This window comes from Nocardioides alkalitolerans DSM 16699 (assembly GCF_000426525.1).
Taxonomy (GTDB): domain Bacteria; phylum Actinomycetota; class Actinomycetes; order Propionibacteriales; family Nocardioidaceae; genus Nocardioides; species Nocardioides alkalitolerans.
Map to the genome: position 1 here is coordinate 439,740 of NZ_AUFN01000010.1, position 16,648 is coordinate 456,387.

Annotated in this window: 13 protein-coding genes and 1 tRNA gene; 5 read left to right on the forward strand and 9 right to left on the reverse strand. The window is 73.0% G+C overall.

What is annotated here, in order from left to right:
• Positions 1-75: 75 nt before the first annotated feature.
• From thrB to argS, 5 genes are all read right to left on the reverse strand, one after another.
• The gene (gene thrB, locus K329_RS0102815; RefSeq protein WP_028471872.1) at positions 76-1,029 is read right to left on the reverse strand and encodes a homoserine kinase; all 954 of its coding nucleotides are present in this window, start codon (positions 1,027-1,029) and stop codon (positions 76-78) included.
• Between the two features lie 28 nt (positions 1,030-1,057).
• Entirely contained in the window at positions 1,058-2,143 is a 1,086-nt protein-coding gene (gene thrC, locus K329_RS0102820; RefSeq protein WP_028471873.1) for a threonine synthase, read from the reverse strand.
• On the reverse strand, positions 2,140-3,447 hold the full coding sequence (locus K329_RS0102825) for a homoserine dehydrogenase (RefSeq protein WP_043641913.1): 1,308 nt from the start codon (positions 3,445-3,447) through the stop codon (positions 2,140-2,142). The genes thrC and K329_RS0102825 overlap by 4 nt, the downstream gene beginning before the upstream one ends.
• 124 nt (positions 3,448-3,571) lie before the next feature.
• Entirely contained in the window at positions 3,572-4,981 is a 1,410-nt protein-coding gene (gene lysA, locus K329_RS0102835; protein ID WP_028471875.1) for a diaminopimelate decarboxylase, read from the reverse strand.
• Position 4,982: 1 nt separating this feature from the next.
• Positions 4,983-6,653: an arginine--tRNA ligase gene (gene argS / locus K329_RS0102840; RefSeq protein WP_028471876.1), complete on the reverse strand. Its 1,671-nt coding sequence runs from the start codon at positions 6,651-6,653 to the stop codon at positions 4,983-4,985.
• A 149-nt stretch (positions 6,654-6,802) separates the two neighbouring features.
• Here argS and K329_RS0102845 point away from each other — a divergent pair.
• The 3 genes from K329_RS0102845 to purT all read left to right on the forward strand — a co-directional run bounded on the left by K329_RS0102845 (position 6,803) and on the right by purT (position 8,520).
• Positions 6,803-6,875: transfer RNA gene (locus tag K329_RS0102845), tRNA-Arg, on the forward strand.
• 87 nt (positions 6,876-6,962) lie between these two features.
• A complete protein-coding gene (locus tag K329_RS0102850) occupies positions 6,963-7,277 on the forward strand; it encodes a hypothetical protein (protein ID WP_028471877.1) in 315 nt (104 codons plus the stop codon).
• A 34-nt stretch (positions 7,278-7,311) separates the two neighbouring features.
• Positions 7,312-8,520 (forward strand): formate-dependent phosphoribosylglycinamide formyltransferase, encoded by a 1,209-nt coding sequence (purT, locus tag K329_RS0102855; RefSeq protein ID WP_028471878.1) that lies wholly within the window; start codon positions 7,312-7,314, stop codon positions 8,518-8,520.
• Here the strand turns inward: purT and K329_RS0102860 are convergent.
• The 3 genes from K329_RS0102860 to K329_RS0102870 are packed head-to-tail and all read right to left on the reverse strand — an operon-like array spanning position 8,504 to position 9,803.
• Entirely contained in the window at positions 8,504-8,782 is a 279-nt protein-coding gene (locus tag K329_RS0102860) for a hypothetical protein (RefSeq protein WP_028471879.1), read from the reverse strand. The genes purT and K329_RS0102860 overlap by 17 nt on opposite strands.
• A gap of 47 nt (positions 8,783-8,829) precedes the next feature.
• Entirely contained in the window at positions 8,830-9,324 is a 495-nt protein-coding gene (locus tag K329_RS0102865; protein ID WP_028471880.1) for a DUF427 domain-containing protein, read from the reverse strand.
• A 35-nt stretch (positions 9,325-9,359) separates the two neighbouring features.
• A complete protein-coding gene (locus K329_RS0102870) occupies positions 9,360-9,803 on the reverse strand; it encodes a hypothetical protein (RefSeq protein WP_028471881.1) in 444 nt (147 codons plus the stop codon).
• 279 nt (positions 9,804-10,082) lie between these two features.
• On the opposite strand from K329_RS0102870, the gene K329_RS0102875 reads away from it, so the two are divergent.
• The gene (locus tag K329_RS0102875) at positions 10,083-13,871 is read left to right on the forward strand and encodes a multifunctional oxoglutarate decarboxylase/oxoglutarate dehydrogenase thiamine pyrophosphate-binding subunit/dihydrolipoyllysine-residue succinyltransferase subunit (RefSeq protein ID WP_028471882.1); all 3,789 of its coding nucleotides are present in this window, start codon (positions 10,083-10,085) and stop codon (positions 13,869-13,871) included.
• Positions 13,872-13,987: 116 nt separating this feature from the next.
• Positions 13,988-14,164, forward strand: a complete 177-nt coding sequence (locus K329_RS31190; protein ID WP_169721561.1) for a DUF6104 family protein — start codon at positions 13,988-13,990, stop codon at positions 14,162-14,164.
• A 39-nt stretch (positions 14,165-14,203) separates the two neighbouring features.
• Here K329_RS31190 and K329_RS29255 read toward each other — a convergent pair whose 3' ends face one another.
• Entirely contained in the window at positions 14,204-16,603 is a 2,400-nt protein-coding gene (locus K329_RS29255) for a protein kinase domain-containing protein (RefSeq protein ID WP_028471883.1), read from the reverse strand.
• Between the last annotated feature and the right edge of the window lie 45 nt (positions 16,604-16,648).

Genomic DNA, 16,648 nt, shown 5'->3' on the forward strand with positions numbered 1-16,648 from the left:
GAGTGCACCATTCGGGACGTGTCCCGGGGGGTGCCGCGCCGAGCAGTCATAGACAGACCGATCATCACGCGCTGCTCACCGTACCACCACGCCCGCCAGATCGAGCGCCAGGTGGTGGGCCGCCCAGCCGTCCGGGCAGCGCCCGAGCAGCGCGGCGACCCCGTCAGTCGCCTCGGCGTCGCCCTCGTCGTCGCCGTGACCCGGGCCGACGAAGGCCAGCACCGTCGGGCCGGCACCCGAGATGACGGCGGCCACGCCGTCCGCCCGCAGGGCCCGGACCAGCTCGGCGCTCTCCGGCATCGCCGGGGCGCGGTAGTCCTGGTGCAGGTAGTCGCGCGTCGCCGCGGGCAGCAGGTCGGGCCGCTGACCGAGGGCCACGACGAGCAGGGCCACCCGTGCCGCGTTCGCGGCGGCCTCGGCGTGCGGCACCTCCGCGGGCAGCAGCCCGCGCGCCACGGCCGTCGAGACCGGGGTCGGCGGCACGAAGACGACGGCGGACACACCGTCGGCGACGGGCGACGGCACGGCGAAGAACGTGTCGCCCTCGCTGCCGGACACCGTGAACCCGCCGAAGCACGCCGGGGCCACGTTGTCCGGGTGGCCCTCCAGCCGGGCCGCGAGCCCGAAGAGGTCGGCGTCGTCGAGACGGTCCGCGCCGTCCAGCACGAGCGCTCGCGCCAGGGCGAGCCCGCCGACGATGGCCGCCGAGGAGGAGCCGAGACCGCGGCTGTGGGGCACCACGTTGACGCAGTGCAGGCGCACGCTCGGCTGGGCCAGGCCCATCTGCTCGAACGCGAGGCGCATCGAGCGCACCACGAGGTGCGACTCGTCCAGGGGCACGCCTCCCCCGGCGCCCTCGCCCTCGACCGTGATCTCGAGGCGCGCGGGCGTGCCGTTCCCGGCCTCGAGCACCTCACCGGTCAGCTCGTCGCGCAGCGCCAGGGCCAGCCCGAGCGTGTCGTAGCCGGGGCCGAGGTTCGCCGACGTCGCGGGCACGCTGACGGTGACCGGGCCACGGACGAAGGTCACGGGGCCGGACGGGTCCGCCGCCGGCACGTCAGGAGAGCCCGGCCGCGCGCGCGACGTCGTGCACGTCGTTGTCGACGACGGAGTCGACCACGTCACCGAGGCCCTCGAGCGCCGTCACGGTGTCCTTGAGCCCGTGGCCGGTGACGGTCACGGCGACGGTGAGGCCGGCGTACGACTCACCGGCGGCGAGGTCGGCGAGCATGCCGGCGACGCCCGTGGCCGAGGCCGGCTCGACGAAGACGCCGTCGCGGCGCGCGAGCTCGCGCTGCGCGGAGAGGATCTGGTCGTCGCTGACGGCACGGAACCGGCCGCCGGACTCCTGCGCCGCGGTGACCGCGAGCTTCCAGGAGGCGGGGTTGCCGATCCGGATGGCCGTCGCCTTGGTCTCGGGGTCCGGGAAGGGCTCGCCGGTCACGAGGGGCGAGGCGCCCTCGGCCTGGAAGCCTCGCATGACGGGCCGGTGCGAGGCCCGGCCGAGGTCGGCGTACTGCGTGTAGCCCAGCCAGTACGCCGCGATGTTGCCGGCGTTGCCGACGGGCAGCACGTGCACGTCGGGGGCGTCGCCCAGACGGTCGACGATCTCGAACGCCGCGGTCTTCTGGCCCTGCAGGCGCACCGGGTTGACCGAGTTCACGAGCGCGACGGGGTAGGCGTCGGCCAGGTGGCGCGCCAGCGTCAGGCAGTCGTCGAAGTTGCCGCGCACCATGAGCACCTGGGCGCCGTGCATGATCGCCTGCGCCATCTTGCCGGCCGCGATCTTGCCCTCGGGCACGAGCACGAGCGGCGTGAGGCCGGCCTTCGCGGCGTACGCCGCCATCGAGGCCGACGTGTTGCCGGTCGACGCGCAGACCACGGCCTCCGCGCCCTCGTGCTTCGCCACCGAGATGGCCGCGGTCATGCCGCGGTCCTTGAACGAGGCGGTCGGGTTGTCGCCCTCCACCTTCAGCCAGACGTCGCCACCGGTCAGGCCGGAGAGCCACCCGGAGTGCACGAGCGCCGTACCGCCCTCGCCCAGCGTGATCGCCGGCAGCCCGGCGGGCACCTCCAGCAGGTCGCGGTACTCCTCGATGATGCCGCGCCACTGCGGGCGGGCCGGGGCCTGGACGTCGCTCATTCGCTCTCTCCCTCTACGCGCATCACCGAGGTGACCTCGCGGACGATGTCCATCTCCTCCAGGTGCGCCACCGTCGCGGCCAGCTGGGCGTCGGTCGCGCGGTGCGAGACGACGACGAGCTGGGCGTCGGCGCCGCGCCCCTCCTGGCGCACGGTCTGGATCGAGACGCCGTGCTCCGCGAACGTCGTCGCGACCAGCGCCAGCACCCCGGCGCGGTCCTGCACGTCGATCGCGACGTGGTAGCGGGTGAGGGTCTCCCCCATCGGCAGCACCGGGTGGGCGGCGTACGCCGACTCCCCCGCGCCGCGCGTGCCGGCGCGCAGGTTGCGGGCCACGGTGACGAGGTCGCCGAGCACGGCCGACGCGGTGGGCGCACCACCGGCGCCGGGGCCGTAGAACATGAGCCGACCGGCGGCCTCGGACTCCACGAACACCGCGTTGTAGGCCTCGCGCACCGACGCGAGCGGGTGGCTGCGCGGGATCATCGCGGGGTGCACCCGCGCGGAGACGGCGGGGCCCTCGTCGGTCTCGCGCAGCTCGCAGATCGCGAGCAGCTTCACGACGGCGCCCATGTCGGCGGCCGAGCGGACGTCGGCGGCCGTGACGTCACTGATGCCCTCGCGGTGCACGTCGGCGGCGGTGACCCGGGTGTGGAAGGCCAGCGACGCGAGGATCGCGGCCTTCGCCGCGGCGTCGAAGCCCTCGACGTCGGCGGTCGGGTCCGCCTCGGCGTACCCCAGCTCCTGCGCCTCGCTGAGCGACTCGGCGAAACCGGCGCCCGACGAGTCCATCTTGTCGAGGATGAAGTTCGTGGTGCCGTTGACGATGCCGAGCACGCGCGTGACCGTGTCGCCGGCGAGCGACTCGCGCAGCGGCCGGATGATCGGGATGGCACCCGCGACGGCGGCCTCGTAGTAGAGGTCGCGGCCGGCCTTGTCGGCGGCCTCGAAGAGGCTCGCGCCGTCCTCGGCCAGGAGCGCCTTGTTGGCGGTGACCACGGACGCGCCGTTCTCCAACGCGGCCAGGATGAGCGAGCGGGCGGGCTCGATGCCGCCGATCACCTCGACGACGAGGTCGACGTCGTCACGGGTGACGAGGCCCATCGCGTCGGTGGTGAGCAGCTCGGCGGGCACGTCGACCTCGCGCGGCGCGTCGAGGCGCCGTACGGCGACCCCCGCCAGCTCGAGGCGCGCACCGGCCCGCATGCCCAGGTCGTCGGCCTGCTCGGTCAGCAGGCGCACCACCTGCGACCCGACCGACCCGCAGCCCAGCACGGCGACGCGCAGGGCGTCCTTGTCTCGCATCGTTCTCAGTCCTTCCGGGACACGGTGGCGGCCCAGGCACGGTAGCCCGAACGGGAGGGGTCGCGCGGATCGACGTCGGCATCCGCGACGACGAGCGCGTCACGTGCGGGCGCCCGCAGGCCGCTCACGCGTCGAGCCCCACGTCGGTGGCGAGCAGGTCGTCCAGCGTCTCGCGGCGCACGATCACGCGCGAGCGTCCGTCGCGCACGGCGACCACCGGCGGGCGCAGCGCGTGGTTGTAGTTCGACGCCATCGACCGGCAGTAGGCGCCCGTCCCCGGCACCGCGACGAGGTCGCCGGGGGCGACGTCGTCGGGCAGGAACTCGTCCTTGACCACGATGTCGCCCGCCTCGCAGTGGTGACCGACGACCCGGGCCAGCGTCGGCCCGGCGTCCGAGCGGCGCGAGGCCAGCGTGGCGGAGTAGTCGGCGTCGTACAGCGCCGTACGGATGTTGTCGCTCATGCCGCCGTCGACGGAGACGTAGGTGCGACGGGCGCCGCCGTCGAGGGCGACCTCCTTGACCGTGCCGACCTCGTAGAGCGTGCACGTCGAGGGGCCGACGATCGCGCGCCCGGGCTCGATCGAGAGGTGGGGCACCTCGACCGCCAGCGCCCGGCACTCGTGGTCGACGATCGCGCGCATCTCGCGGGCGAGGATCGCGGGCGTCGACGGGTCGTCCTGCGTCGTGTAGGCGATGCCGAAACCGCCGCCGAGGTCCATCTCGGGCATGGTCACGTCGAGGTCGGCGGCCACCCGGGCGTGCAGCGCGAGCACGCGACGGGCGGCGACCTCGAAGCCGGCGGAGTCGAAGATCTGGCTGCCGATGTGGCTGTGCAGGCCGCGGAGCGCGAGGCCCGGGGCGGCGAGCACGCGCCGTACGGCGTCGAAGGCGTCGCCGGACGTGATCGAGAACCCGAACTTCTGGTCCTCGTGGGCCGTCGCGATGTACTCGTGCGTGTGCGCCTCCACGCCCGCCGTCACGCGGATCATCACCCCCTGGGTGGCGCCGAGCTCGGCGGTCACGGCCGCCAGGCGCTCGATCTCGTGGAACGAGTCGAGGATGATCCGGCCGACGCCCGCCTCGACCGCGCGCCGCAGCGCGGGCACGGTCTTGTTGTTGCCGTGGTAGCCGATGCGGGCCGGGTCGACGCCCGCCCGCAGCGCGACGCGCAGCTCGCCGTCGGAGCAGACGTCGAGGCAGAGCCCCTCCTCCTTCACCCACGAGGCGACCGCGGTGCAGAGGAACGCCTTGCCGGCGTAGTAGACGTCCCAGCCGGCGAAGCCGTCGCGGAAGGCGCGGGCGCGGCCGCGGAAGTCGTCCTCGTCGAGCACGTACGCCGGGGTGCCGTGGGTGGCGGCGATCTCGGTGGCGCTGACGCCGGCGATCGTCAGGACGCCGTCGGCGCCCTTGACGGCGTTGTCGGACCAGAGGTGGGCGACCAGGTCGTTGGTGTCGGTGGGCTCGCGGAGCCAGGACGGTCCACGGACCCCGCCCTCGGCGTGGGCCCAGCCGGCCTCGTGCGCGCGGACCACGTCACATCCTCTCGGGGGCGGAGACGCCCAGCAGGCCCAGGCCGTTGGCGAGCACCTGCCGGGTGGCGGCGACCAGGGTCAGACGGGCCCGGTGCAGGTCGTTCGGCTCCTCGTCGCCCATGGGCAGCACGCGGCAGGCGTCGTTGAACTTGTGGTACGTCGACGCCGTGTCCTCGAGGTAGCGGGCCACGCGGTGCGGCTCGCGCAGCTCGGCCGCCGTGGCGACCACCCCGGGGAACGCGGCGAGGGCACGCAGCAGGTCGCCCTCCTTCTCGTGGGCGAGCAGGCTCGGGTCGAACGCGTCGCCCTCCGCCGGTCCGAGGCCCAGGTCGGCCGCGTTGCGCAGGATCGAGCTGACGCGGGCGTGGGCGTACTGGACGTAGAAGACCGGGTTGTCGTTGGTCGCCCTCGCCCACAGGTCGAGGTCGAGGTCGATGTTGGAGTCCGAGCTGTAGCGCGCGAGGGCGTAGCGGGAGGCGTCGACCCCGATCGCGTCGACGAGGTCGTCGATCGTGACGACCGTGCCGGCGCGCTTCGACATGCGCAGCGGCTGGCCGTCGCGCAGCAGGTTGACCATCTGGCCGATGAGGATCTCGAGGTTGGTGCCCGGGGTGTCGCCGAAGGCGGCGCACATCGCCATCATGCGGGCGACGTAGCCGTGGTGGTCGGCGCCGAGCAGGATGAGGCAGCGGTCGAAGCCGCGCTCGCGCTTGTCGAGGTAGTAGGCGAGGTCGCCGGAGAGGTAGGCGCCCTCGCCGTCGGACTTGATGACCACGCGGTCCTTGTCGTCGCCGAACTTGCCCGTCGACAACCAGACGGCGCCGTCCTGGTCGTAGACGTTGCCGAGCTCGCGCAGCCGCGTCACGGCACGCTCGACCGCGCCGCTCCTGTGCAGCTCGTCCTCGTGGAAGTAGACGTCGAAGTCGACACCGAAGTCGTGGAGGCTCTGCTTGATCTGCGTGAACATGAGGTCGACCCCGACCTCGCGCAGCACCTCCTGGGCGGCCTCGTCGTCGAGCGTCGTGACGTCGGGACGCGCGGCGACGACCTGGGCGGCGATGTCGTGGATGTACTGGCCGCCGTACCCGTCCTCCGGCGCCGGACGCTCCCGCACCGCGGCGAGCAGCGAGCCCGAGAAGCGGTCGATCTGCCCGCCGTGGTCGTTGAAGTAGTACTCGCGGGTGACCTCGGCCCCCGCGGCCGTGAAGATGCGCGCGAGCGCGTCACCGACGGCCGCCCAGCGGACGCCGCCGATGTGGATGGGGCCGGTCGGGTTGGCCGAGACGAACTCGACGTTGATCTTCTCGCCCGCGAACGCGTCGTTGTCGCCGTACGACGCCCCGGCGGCCAGGACCTGCGCGGCGACCTGGCCCTGCGCGCCCGCCTCGACCGTGATGTTGAGGAACCCCGGGCCGGCGATCTCGACCGCGGCGACGCCGGGGTCCTGCTCGAGCCGCTCCGCGAGGAGCGTCGCCAGGGCACGCGGGTTCGTGCCGGCCTTCTTCGCCAGCTGCAGCGCGATGTTCGTCGCGTAGTCGCCGTGCCCCTTCTGCCGCGGGCGCTCCACCGTCACGCTCGTGGGCACGTCGGCGGCGTCGAGGGGGACGGCACCGTCGGCGACGAGCCCGGTGAGGGCGTCGCGGACGGTGGTGGACAGCTGCTCGGGAGTCACCGGCCCAGGGTATCGGCGCTCGGCCTCCGCTCGCGCGCCGCTGTCCGGGGGCGGACGCCCCGGCGCGACGGCACCACCTGGTTCGCGGGCGGTCCCGCAGGGTTGTAAGGTCTCCCCCAGCCCCGTTGCCGACGTCAGTCGACGGGCGGGCCTCCGTAGCTCAGGGGATAGAGCACTGGTTTCCGGTACCAGGAGTCGCAGGTTCGAATCCTGCCGGGGGTGCGAGCGACACCCGACGGGCCCGACCTCCACGAGGTCGGGCCCGTCGTCGTTCCCGGTGAGCCCCGTCCTCGCGGGGCACCTGGAGGCATGGCCGAGGACGACTACTCCGACGACGAGCGCTGGCTCGTGGTCAACGGGCGCCGCTGGCGCCGTACCGACCCCTGCCTGCCCGACGACGTCGTCGAGGCCCTCACGTCCCACCTGGGGCGCGGCCGCTCGGGCACCCGCGTCGCCAAGCAGGCCGGGGACGACGACGCGGTCGCCGCCGCCCGTCACCGGACGGGGCTCGCCAAGCACGGCCTGGGCGAGCGTGGACCGAAGTGGTGGGAGGAGCCGGAGGACGACCGCATCGCGCGGGCCCGGGCGGCGCTGGCGGAGCTGGACGCGCTCGACGCCGACTGACCCCCGCCGCCGGCCGTCCTCCTAGGCTGACCCCGTGACGATCCTGGGAACCCCTCTGTCGGACGGCGCCACCCGCGTCCTCCTGCTCGGCTCCGGCGAGCTCGGCAAGGAGGTGGCGATCGAGCTCCAGCGCCTCGGCGTCGAGACGATCGCGGTCGACCGGTACGCCGACGCACCCGCGATGCAGGTCGCCCACCGCAGCCACGTGGTCGACATGCTCGACCCGGCCGCCGTACGACGCGTGGTCGAGCTCGAGGAGCCGCACTGGGTGGTGCCGGAGATCGAGGCGATCCACACCCCCACGCTGCTCGAGCTGGAGGCGGAGGGCGTGAACGTCGTGCCGACCGCCCGCGCGACGCGCCTGACGATGGACCGCGAGGGCATCCGCCGGCTCGCGGCGGAGACGCTCGGGGTGCCCACGTCGCCGTACCGCTTCGCGGACACGCTCGAGGAGCTGACCGCGGCCGTCGAGGCCGTGGGCCTGCCGTGCGTCGTGAAGCCGGTGATGTCGTCGTCGGGCAAGGGCCAGTCGACGCTGCGGGAGCAGTCCGACCTCGCCCCGGCGTGGGAGTACGCGCAGGCCGGCGGACGGGCCGGCGCCGGGCGGGTCATCGTCGAGGGGTTCGTCGACTTCGACGTCGAGATCACCCTGCTGACGATCAAGCACGCGGCCACGGACGGCGGTCCCGACGTCGTCTCGTTCTGCGCGCCCATCGGGCACACGCAGGTCGACGGCGACTACCGCGAGTCGTGGCAGCCGCAGGCGCTGCCCGACGCCGTGCTGGCGCGGGCCCAGGAGGTGGCCGCGGCCGTCGTGCGCGACCTCTGCGGCGAGACCGGACGCGGCCTCTTCGGCGTCGAGCTCTTCGTCGCCGGCGGCGAGGTGATCTTCTCGGAGCTGTCGCCGCGCCCCCACGACACGGGCCTCGTCACGCTCGTCTCGCAGGACCTCTCGGAGTTCGCGCTGCACGTGCGCGCCGTGCTGGGCCTGCCCATCCCGAACATCCGCGACCGCGGCCCCGCCGCCTCGTGTGCCGTGCTGCTGGAGGGCGACATCGACGCACCTCGGTACGCCGGGGTGGACGCCGCCCTGCGCGAGCCGGACACCAGCGTCCGGGTCTTCGGCAAGCCGTCCGTCTCGGGTCGGCGCCGGATGGCCGTCACCCTCGCGCTCGGCGAGGACGTCGACGCCGCACGGACCACCGCCCGCCGGGCGGCGGCGCACCTCACGCTGGCGGACTGACCCCGACGCTCTCGCGGCCCTTCACCTGGCACGGGGCGCAGTCTCTGGCGACGCGCTCCCGCGTCTGCGTCAGGCCGAGCGCCCAGCAGGTCGGGCAGCCGCGCCAGAGCACCACCGCGGGCACGAGGAGCAGCAGCGACCACCCGCCGACCGTGCCGATCAGCGCGAAGGCGGCCACGGCGAGCGCCGCGCCGAGCAGGCCGCGCACGACGTGGACGCGCACGCTGGAGCTGGCGAACAGCTCGTCGGGGTCGGTGGCCACTCCTCCAGTGTGCCGGGGCGGGCCAGCGTCCGACGTACGTCGTGAGGTCACCAGCCCCAGGTGCCGGGCGTCCCCTTGAACGGGCCGACGACCCGCGACGTGATCCAGCCGCCGTAGAACCCGCCGGGCTGCGGCTCGACGACCTCGCCGTCGACCGTGCACCGGTCGACGGCGCCGGGCATCACCGCGACAGTGTCGACGAGGTCGACGAAGCCCGGGGTGGGGGTGGGGTAGGTCCAGGCGGCGCGCTCCGCCGTACGACCGCCGCCGACCAGGTCGAAGTAGGCCGCCTCGCCCTTCCACTCGCAGAAGCTGGTGCCCTCGACGGGCCGGAGCGCGCCCTCGACGAAGTCCGAGCGCGGCACGTAGTAGGTCGGCGGGTGGCTCGTCTCGAGGACGCGCCACGTGCCGTCGGAGCTCGCGACCCGCTCACCGCCGACCCAGATCTCGACCCGCTCGCTCGAGCGGACGAGCGCCGGCGGTCGGGGGTAGTCCCAGACGGACTCCTGGTCGGGACCGGGCTTCTCGGGGCGGGGGCGCATGTCGCCAGGCTAGGTCGGGGCCCCGAGCGGGCCCCTCACCACAGCTCGCGACCCCAGACGACCTCGGCGTGCGCGTAGACGACGACGTCGCCGGGCGGGCACCGACCTGCGGCCACCTCGTCCGGCACCACCGGCGCCCAGAGGTCGATCCAGGTCGGGTGGACGCGCCCGCGCAGCCGCAGCGAACCGGCGGCCACCGCACGGGCCCGCGCGGCGGCGTCGAGCCAGGTCGGCGTGCAGCCGCCCCACCCTCCCCCGCAGCCGCAGCCCTCCCAGGCGAGCCGGGCCCCGGCCACCACGGCGGCCTGCGCGGCAGCCGCTGAGACGTTGCTCGCGACCCGCTCCAGCACCCGTCCCTCGGGGTCGCGGAACGGCGGCGGACCCACGTCCCGCGCGACGGGAGCGGGCGCGGCCCGCACCTCGGCGACCAGGTCGGCGAAGGTCGGTCCCGTACGGCGGGACCGGCGGCGCGCGTTCATCCCCGCAGCGAACCACGACCGGCCGGGGTCGGCACCCGGGTTTCCCGGGTCCGAGGTCGGCCGTGCACCACGGGCCCGGGGCACGGGAGACCGTCGCGCCGAGCCGCCGGGGTGTGATCCCGGCCATGCTGAACGATCCAATCGGGGTCAGGCTCGGAGTACCCGCCGGTAGGGCCGCCGACATGTGGCCCCACCCCCTGCAATTGTTGCCGCGTGGGTCTAGCCTTGAGGGTCGAACCCCACCCGATTGCGTACTCCCCGGAAGAGGCGATCCAAGCCGTGCCGCAGTCCCCTGGCAGCCCTGCCAACCCCTCCGTCGACTTCGGAGCCAACGAATGGCTCGTCGACGAGATGCGAGACCAGTTCGAGCGTGACCCGAACAGCGTCAGCGCGGAGTGGAAGGCCTACTTCGGCGCGGACGGCGGTGGCACCGCGAGCACGTCCGGCGACAAGGGCAGCACCAACGGCAACGGCTCGGCCCCCCAGGCCTCGAGCGCCCCGGCCAAGGCCCCCGCCAAGGCCCCGGCGAAGGCTCCCGCCGCCGCGCCGGCGAAGGCTCCCGAGAAGCCGGCGGCGAAGGCCGCCGAGAAGGCCCCGGAGAAGGCCTCCTCCCCCACCCCGCAGGCCAAGCCCCGGCCCCAGTCGACCGCGGCCGAGACCGCCAGCGGCGGCGCGAAGTCCGTCGCCAAGGAGGCGGCCCCCGCCGCCAAGTCGGCCGCGTCCGACAAGCCGACCTACAAGATCCTCCGCGGCGCCCCGTCCCGTGTCGTCGCCAACATGGAGGAGTCGCTGACGGTCCCCACCGCGACCTCCGTGCGCACCGTGCCGGTGAAGCTGCTGTGGGACAACCGCACCGTCATCAACAACCACCTCTCGCGGGCCCGCGGCGGCAAGGTCTCCTTCACCCACCTCATCGGCTACGCCCTCATCCAGGCGCTCAAGACGATGCCCGAGATGAACGTCGGGTTCGAGGTCGTCGACGGCAAGCCCAACCTCGTGACGCCGGCCCACATCAACCTGGGCCTCGCGATCGACATCCAGAAGGGCGACCAGCGCCAGCTGCTCGTGCCGTCGATCAAGGCCGCCGAGACGATGGACTTCGCGGGCTTCTGGACGGCCTACGAGGAGATCGTGCGCAAGGCGCGCGACAGCAAGCTGACGATCGAGGACTTCCAGGGCACCTCGGTCTCCCTCACCAACCCGGGCGGCATCGGCACCGTGCACTCCGTGCCCCGCCTCATGTCGGGCCAGGGCGCCATCATCGGCGTCGGCGCGATGGAGTACCCGGCCGAGTGGCAGGGCGCGTCCGTCGACGCGATCGCCCGCAACGGCATCAGCAAGGTCATGACGCTCACGTCGACCTACGACCACCGCGTCATCCAGGGTGCGCAGTCGGGCGAGTTCCTCAAGCGCGTGCACCAGCTGCTCCTCGGCGGCGACGACTTCTACGACGACATCTTCCGGTCGCTGCGCATCCCGTACGAGCCCATCCGCTGGGCCGCGGACATCGCGACCAACCACGACGACGAGATCAGCAAGCAGGCGCGCATCCTGGAGCTGATCCACGCCTACCGGGTGCGCGGCCACCTCATGGCCGACACCGACCCGCTGGAGTACAAGCAGCGCAGCCACCCCGACCTCGAGGTGGAGACCCACGGCCTCACGCTGTGGGACCTCGACCGCGAGTTCGCCACCGGCTCGTTCGGGGGCGAGGGCCGCCGCTTCATGAAGCTGCGGAGCATCCTCGGCATCCTCCGCGACAGCTACTGCCGCACCACGGGCATCGAGTACATGCACATCCAGGACCCGGAGCAGCGCCGCTGGATCCAGGAGCGGGTGGAGCAGCCGCACACCAAGACGCCGCGCGACGAGCAGCTGCGCATCCTGCTCAAGCTGAACCAGGCCGAGGCGTTCGAGACGTTCCTGCAGACGAAGTTCGTCGGTCAGAAGCGCTTCAGCCTCGAGGGCGGCGAGACCACGATCCCCGTGCTGGACGAGATCTGCGAGGCCGCCGCCGAGGCGGGCCTCGAGGAGGTCACGATCGGCATGGCCCACCGCGGGCGCCTCAACGTGCTGGCCAACATCGTCGGCAAGAAGTACTCGCAGATCTTCCGCGAGTTCGAGGGCAACATCGACCCGCGCACCGTGCAGGGCTCGGGCGACGTGAAGTACCACCTCGGCGCCGAGGGCGAGTTCGTCGCCGAGAACGGCGACAAGGTCAAGGTCTCCGTCGCGGCCAACCCCTCGCACCTCGAGGCGGTCGACCCGGTGGTCGAGGGCATCGCCCGCGCCAAGCAGGACGTGCTCGACCGCGGCAGCGAGTTCCCCGTGCTCCCCCTGCTGGTGCACGGCGACGCCGCGTTCGCCGGTCAGGGCGTCGTGGCCGAGACGCTCAACCTCTCGCAGCTGCGCGGCTACCGCACCGGCGGCACGATCCACGTGATCGTCAACAACCAGGTCGGCTTCACCACCTCGCCCGGCTCGTCGCGCTCGACGCTCTACGCGACCGACGTGGCCCGCATGGTCCAGGCCCCGATCTTCCACGTGAACGGCGACGACCCCGAGGCCTGCATCCGCGTGGCCCAGCTGGCCTTCGAGTACCGCCAGGCCTTCAACAAGGACGTCGTCATCGACCTCGTCTGCTACCGCCGCCGCGGCCACAACGAGGGCGACGACCCGTCGTTCACGCAGCCGCTGATGTACGACCTCATCGAGCAGAAGCGCTCGGTGCGCAAGCTCTACACGGAGTCGCTCATCGGCCGTGGCGACATCACGCTCGAGGAGGCCGAGCAGGTCCTGCGCAACTACCAGGAGCAGCTCGAGGGCGTGTTCACCGAGGTGCGCGAGGCCACCGGCCAGCCCTCCGAGTGGACGACGGTGCCCGACTACCCGGAGAAGCCCGCCGGGGAGACGGACACGTCGATCTCGTCCGAGGTGCTCAAGCGCATCGCCGACTCCTACACGACGCCGCCCGACGGCTTCACCGTGCACCCGAAGGTGCTGCCCCAGCTGCAGCGCCGGGCGGCGGCCATCACCAGCGGCCCGATCGACTGGGCCACCGGCGAGATCCTCGCCTTCGGCTCGCTCCTCATGGACGGTCGTCCGGTGCGTCTGGCCGGTCAGGACTCGCGTCGCGGCACGTTCGCACAGCGCTTCGCGACGATCATCGACCGGACCAACGCGAACGAGTGGACGCCGCTGGCCAACCTGACCGAGGACCAGGCGAAGTTCTTCGTCTACGACTCGCTCCTCAGCGAGTACGCCGCGCTCGGCTTCGAGTACGGCTACTCCGTGGCCCGTCCCGAGGCGCTCGTGCTCTGGGAGGCGCAGTTCGGCGACTTCGTCAACGGCGCCCAGACGGTCATCGACGAGTTCATCAGCTCGTCGGAGACCAAGTGGCAGCAGCGCTCCGGCGTGGTCCTGCTCCTCCCCCACGGCTACGAGGGCCAGGGTCCGGACCACAGCTCGGCCCGCATCGAGCGGTTCCTGCAGATGGCGGCCGACGGCGCGTTCGTGGTGGCCCAGCCCTCGACGCCGGCGTCGCACTTCCACCTGCTGCGCCAGCACTCGCTCGGCGAGCGCCACCGTCCGCTCATCGTCTTCACGCCGAAGTCGATGCTGCGCCGCAAGGAGGCCGCCTCGCAGCCGGCCGACTTCACCGACGGCCAGTACCGCCCCTTCATCGGCGACGACGAGGCCGACCCGCAGTCGGTCGAGACGCTGCTGCTCTGCTCGGGCCGCGTCACCTGGGACCTCATGGTCGAGCGCGCCAAGCGCGAGGACGGCGCGAAGTTCGCCGTCGGTCGCATCGAGCAGCTCTACCCGACGCCCGACACGGCCATCGCCGAGGAGATCGCCAAGTACCCGAACCTGAAGGCGGTGCGCTGGGTGCAGGACGAGCCCGTCAACATGGGCCCGTGGCCGCACCTGCAGCTGAACTCGTGGCCGCTCGTCGAGAAGTTCACGGTCGAGCCCGTCACCCGTACGGCGCTGTCGTCGCCGTCGGTCGGCACGGCGAAGCGCCACACGGAGGAGCAGAAGGAGCTCATCGCCCGCGCGTTCGCGTGAGCGAGGGTCCGGCTGCAAGTCAGCCGGTCATCAGCCAGAGGTACGTCGGGCCCGGCCGCAGCGATGCGGCCGGGCCCGTCGGCGTTCCCGGCGGTGGTTCGGGGAGAATGGTCGGCATGTACTTCACCGACCGTGGCATCGAGGAGCTGGAGAAGCGCCGGGGGGACGAGGAGGTGACCCTCGCCTGGGTGGCCGAGCAGCTGCAGGGGTTCGTCGACGCGCACCCCGAGTTCGAGACCGCCGTCGAGCGGTTCGCCACCTGGCTCGCGCGGCTGGACGACCCGGAGGACTGATCCCCCGGGCCGCCCCGAGCGCGACTCGACGCGCCGGGATCAGCGCTTGCGGCCCTGGACCTGCTCCTCGGCGCGCACGGCCGCGCCGGTCTCGTCGAACGTGATCGAGCTGAACAGGGCCTCGGTGAGGTCGTTGTCCTCGTTGATCGGCCCACCGCCGGAGACGCCCCGGTAGACGATCTCCTCGTCCGCCTCGAGGAGTGCGGCGCAGCGGCGGAAGGTGGCGCACTGGGTGCCGCCCTCGCTGCCCGACACGGCCCGCATGTTGTCGGCGATCGTCTCGGAGTCGGTGCCGCCCCCGCGGGTCGCGGCCAGGGCGGCGAGCACCACGGCGTCGTACGACTCGGCCGCGAGGAACGGGGTGGGGACGGAGCCGCCCTCCCCCAGCGAGTACCAGTCCTGCACGCGGTCCAGGAACTCCTGGGGCGCCTGCTTGGCGGGGAAGATCGAGCCGGTGTTCGCGAGGATGTCGGCCGGCACATTGACGAACTCGGTGTCGCTGACCGCCGAGAAGTAGACGGGGCCCGTCCAACCCGCTGCGGAGAGCGCGGTGAGGAGCGCCGAGCCGTCGAGGTAGCCGCTCGAGACGACGACCTCCGCCCCCGAGGCGAGCACGTTCGCCACGACCGGCGCGAAGTCGACCGTGTCCTCCGGGATGTCCTGACCGGCGCCCGTGCAGCCGAACGCACAGGTGATGCCGACCTGCTCCAGCGAGGTCTGGATGGCGTCGCGGGACCGGATCGAGAAGTTCTCGTCCGCGGTCACGATGGCCGCGCCGTCCCCGGCGTCGACGCGCCGCAGGATCATCCGGGCGAGGGCGTCGCCCATCGTCGTCATGTCGCCGATCGTGCGGAACGCGTACGGCGAGGCGCCGCTGCGGTCGTTGATCCACGCCGACGGGGAGATGCTGACGATCTCCTCCTCGTCGAGGACCGGGACGACCGTGTCGGCGAGCTCGGACTGGATGGGACCGATGACGACGTCGGTCGCGAAGTCCCTGCTCTGCACCGTGGTGAGGGCGTCCCCGTCGGCGCTGTCGACGACCGCCTGGCAGACGGGCTCGTCGAGCACGCCGCCGGCGTCGTTGATGTCGCTCACGGCGAGGCCGAGTCCGCCGTACGCGGGAGGTGATTGCTGGGCGAGGATGCCCGTCTCCGGCAGCAGCCCGGTGACGCGCAGGCCACCGGGCGAGTCCTCGCACGGGGTGGTCGTGAGCGTGGCGTCGGCGATGATGCCGGGCTGCGTGTCGTCGGCGAAGGGCACCTCGGTCGAGGTCGTCTCCTCGCCACCGCCGCCCCCGCCGCCGCCCTCGTCACCCTGGTTGAGCAGCACCGTCGCCCCGACACCGCCGGCGACGACCAGCACGACCGCGACCGCCGCGGCGATCCATGTGCGCTTGCTCTTCCGGGGTGCGTGGCCGGGTGCGCCGCCGTACGACGCGGCCTGCGTGCGACCGCCGCCGGCCGGCGGTCCGAAGCCACCGGAGCCGGCAGAGCCGCGCGAGCCGACGGAGCGGTCGGGCGCCGTGGCCGCGCGGGAGCCTCCCGTGCGCTGCGGCGCCCCGCCACGGCCGGCGCCTCCGGCCGACGGCAGCGGAGCGCCGCCAGAGCCGACAACCTGAGCGACCTGGTCGAGGTCGTCGAGCACGGCGTCGGCCGACCCCAGCCGGCGGGCCGGGTCCTTGTCGAGGAGGCGGGAGAGCAGGTGGTTGAGCGCCCGGACCTCCGGCGACCCGCCGGGGATCTGCGGCACGGGCGCGTTCATGTGGGCGATGGCCACCTCGACGTCGGTGACCCCGGCGTACGGCGTGCTGCCCGTGAGCATCGCCCACAGCAGGCAGCCGAGCGCATAGATGTCGCTCGCCTGCGAGGCCGGCACGCCCTGGTGGCGCTCGGGGGCGAGGTAGGCCCACGTGCCGACGACACCGCCGGTGCGGGTGTGGGAGACGTCGGCGGTCTGGGCGATGCCGAAGTCGCAGAGGTAGGCGCGCGTCGAGCCGTCGGAGAGGCGACGCAGCAGCACGTTCGAGGCCTTGATGTCGCGGTGCAGCACGCCCGCGTCGTGGGCCGTGCCGAGCCCCTCGGTGACCTGGCGCAGGAGGTCGAGCGCGACGGCGGGGGGCATCGGTCCGTAGGAGCCCAGCCAGGCGGAGAGGTCGCCGTCGGTGACGAGCTGCATCGCCAGGTAGAGCGAGCCCTCGTGCTGGCCGGCGTCGTAGATCGCGACGATGTGGTTCGACTCGAGCCGCGCCAGCGTGCGCGCCTCGCTGAGGAACCGTTGGCGGTACTCCTCGTCAGCGGAGAACTGCGGCGCGAGCACCTTGAGGGCCACCTCGCGGTCGAGGTCCTTGTGCACGGCGCGGTAGACGACACCCATGCCACCGTGGCCGATGCTCTCGCCGACCTGGTAGCTCCCGATCTCACCCCCGGGCTGCTGCACGGGCACCTCCTCGACGACGACGCACGGACCGACCGCTCGACGGCC

What these genes read in the sequence shown, in the direction of transcription:
- thrC (WP_028471873.1), bottom strand. Translation starts at nt 2,143, where the DNA reads ATGAGCGACGTCCAGGCCCCGGCCCGCCCGCAGTGGCGCGGCATCATC.
- K329_RS0102825 (WP_043641913.1), bottom strand. Translation starts at nt 3,447, where the DNA reads ATGCGAGACAAGGACGCCCTGCGCGTCGCCGTGCTGGGCTGCGGGTCG.
- K329_RS0102850 (WP_028471877.1), top strand. Translation starts at nt 6,963, where the DNA reads ATGGCCGAGGACGACTACTCCGACGACGAGCGCTGGCTCGTGGTCAAC.
- K329_RS0102865 (WP_028471880.1), bottom strand. Translation starts at nt 9,324, where the DNA reads ATGCGCCCCCGCCCCGAGAAGCCCGGTCCCGACCAGGAGTCCGTCTGG.
- K329_RS0102870 (WP_028471881.1), bottom strand. Translation starts at nt 9,803, where the DNA reads ATGAACGCGCGCCGCCGGTCCCGCCGTACGGGACCGACCTTCGCCGAC.
- K329_RS31190 (WP_169721561.1), top strand. Translation starts at nt 13,988, where the DNA reads ATGTACTTCACCGACCGTGGCATCGAGGAGCTGGAGAAGCGCCGGGGG.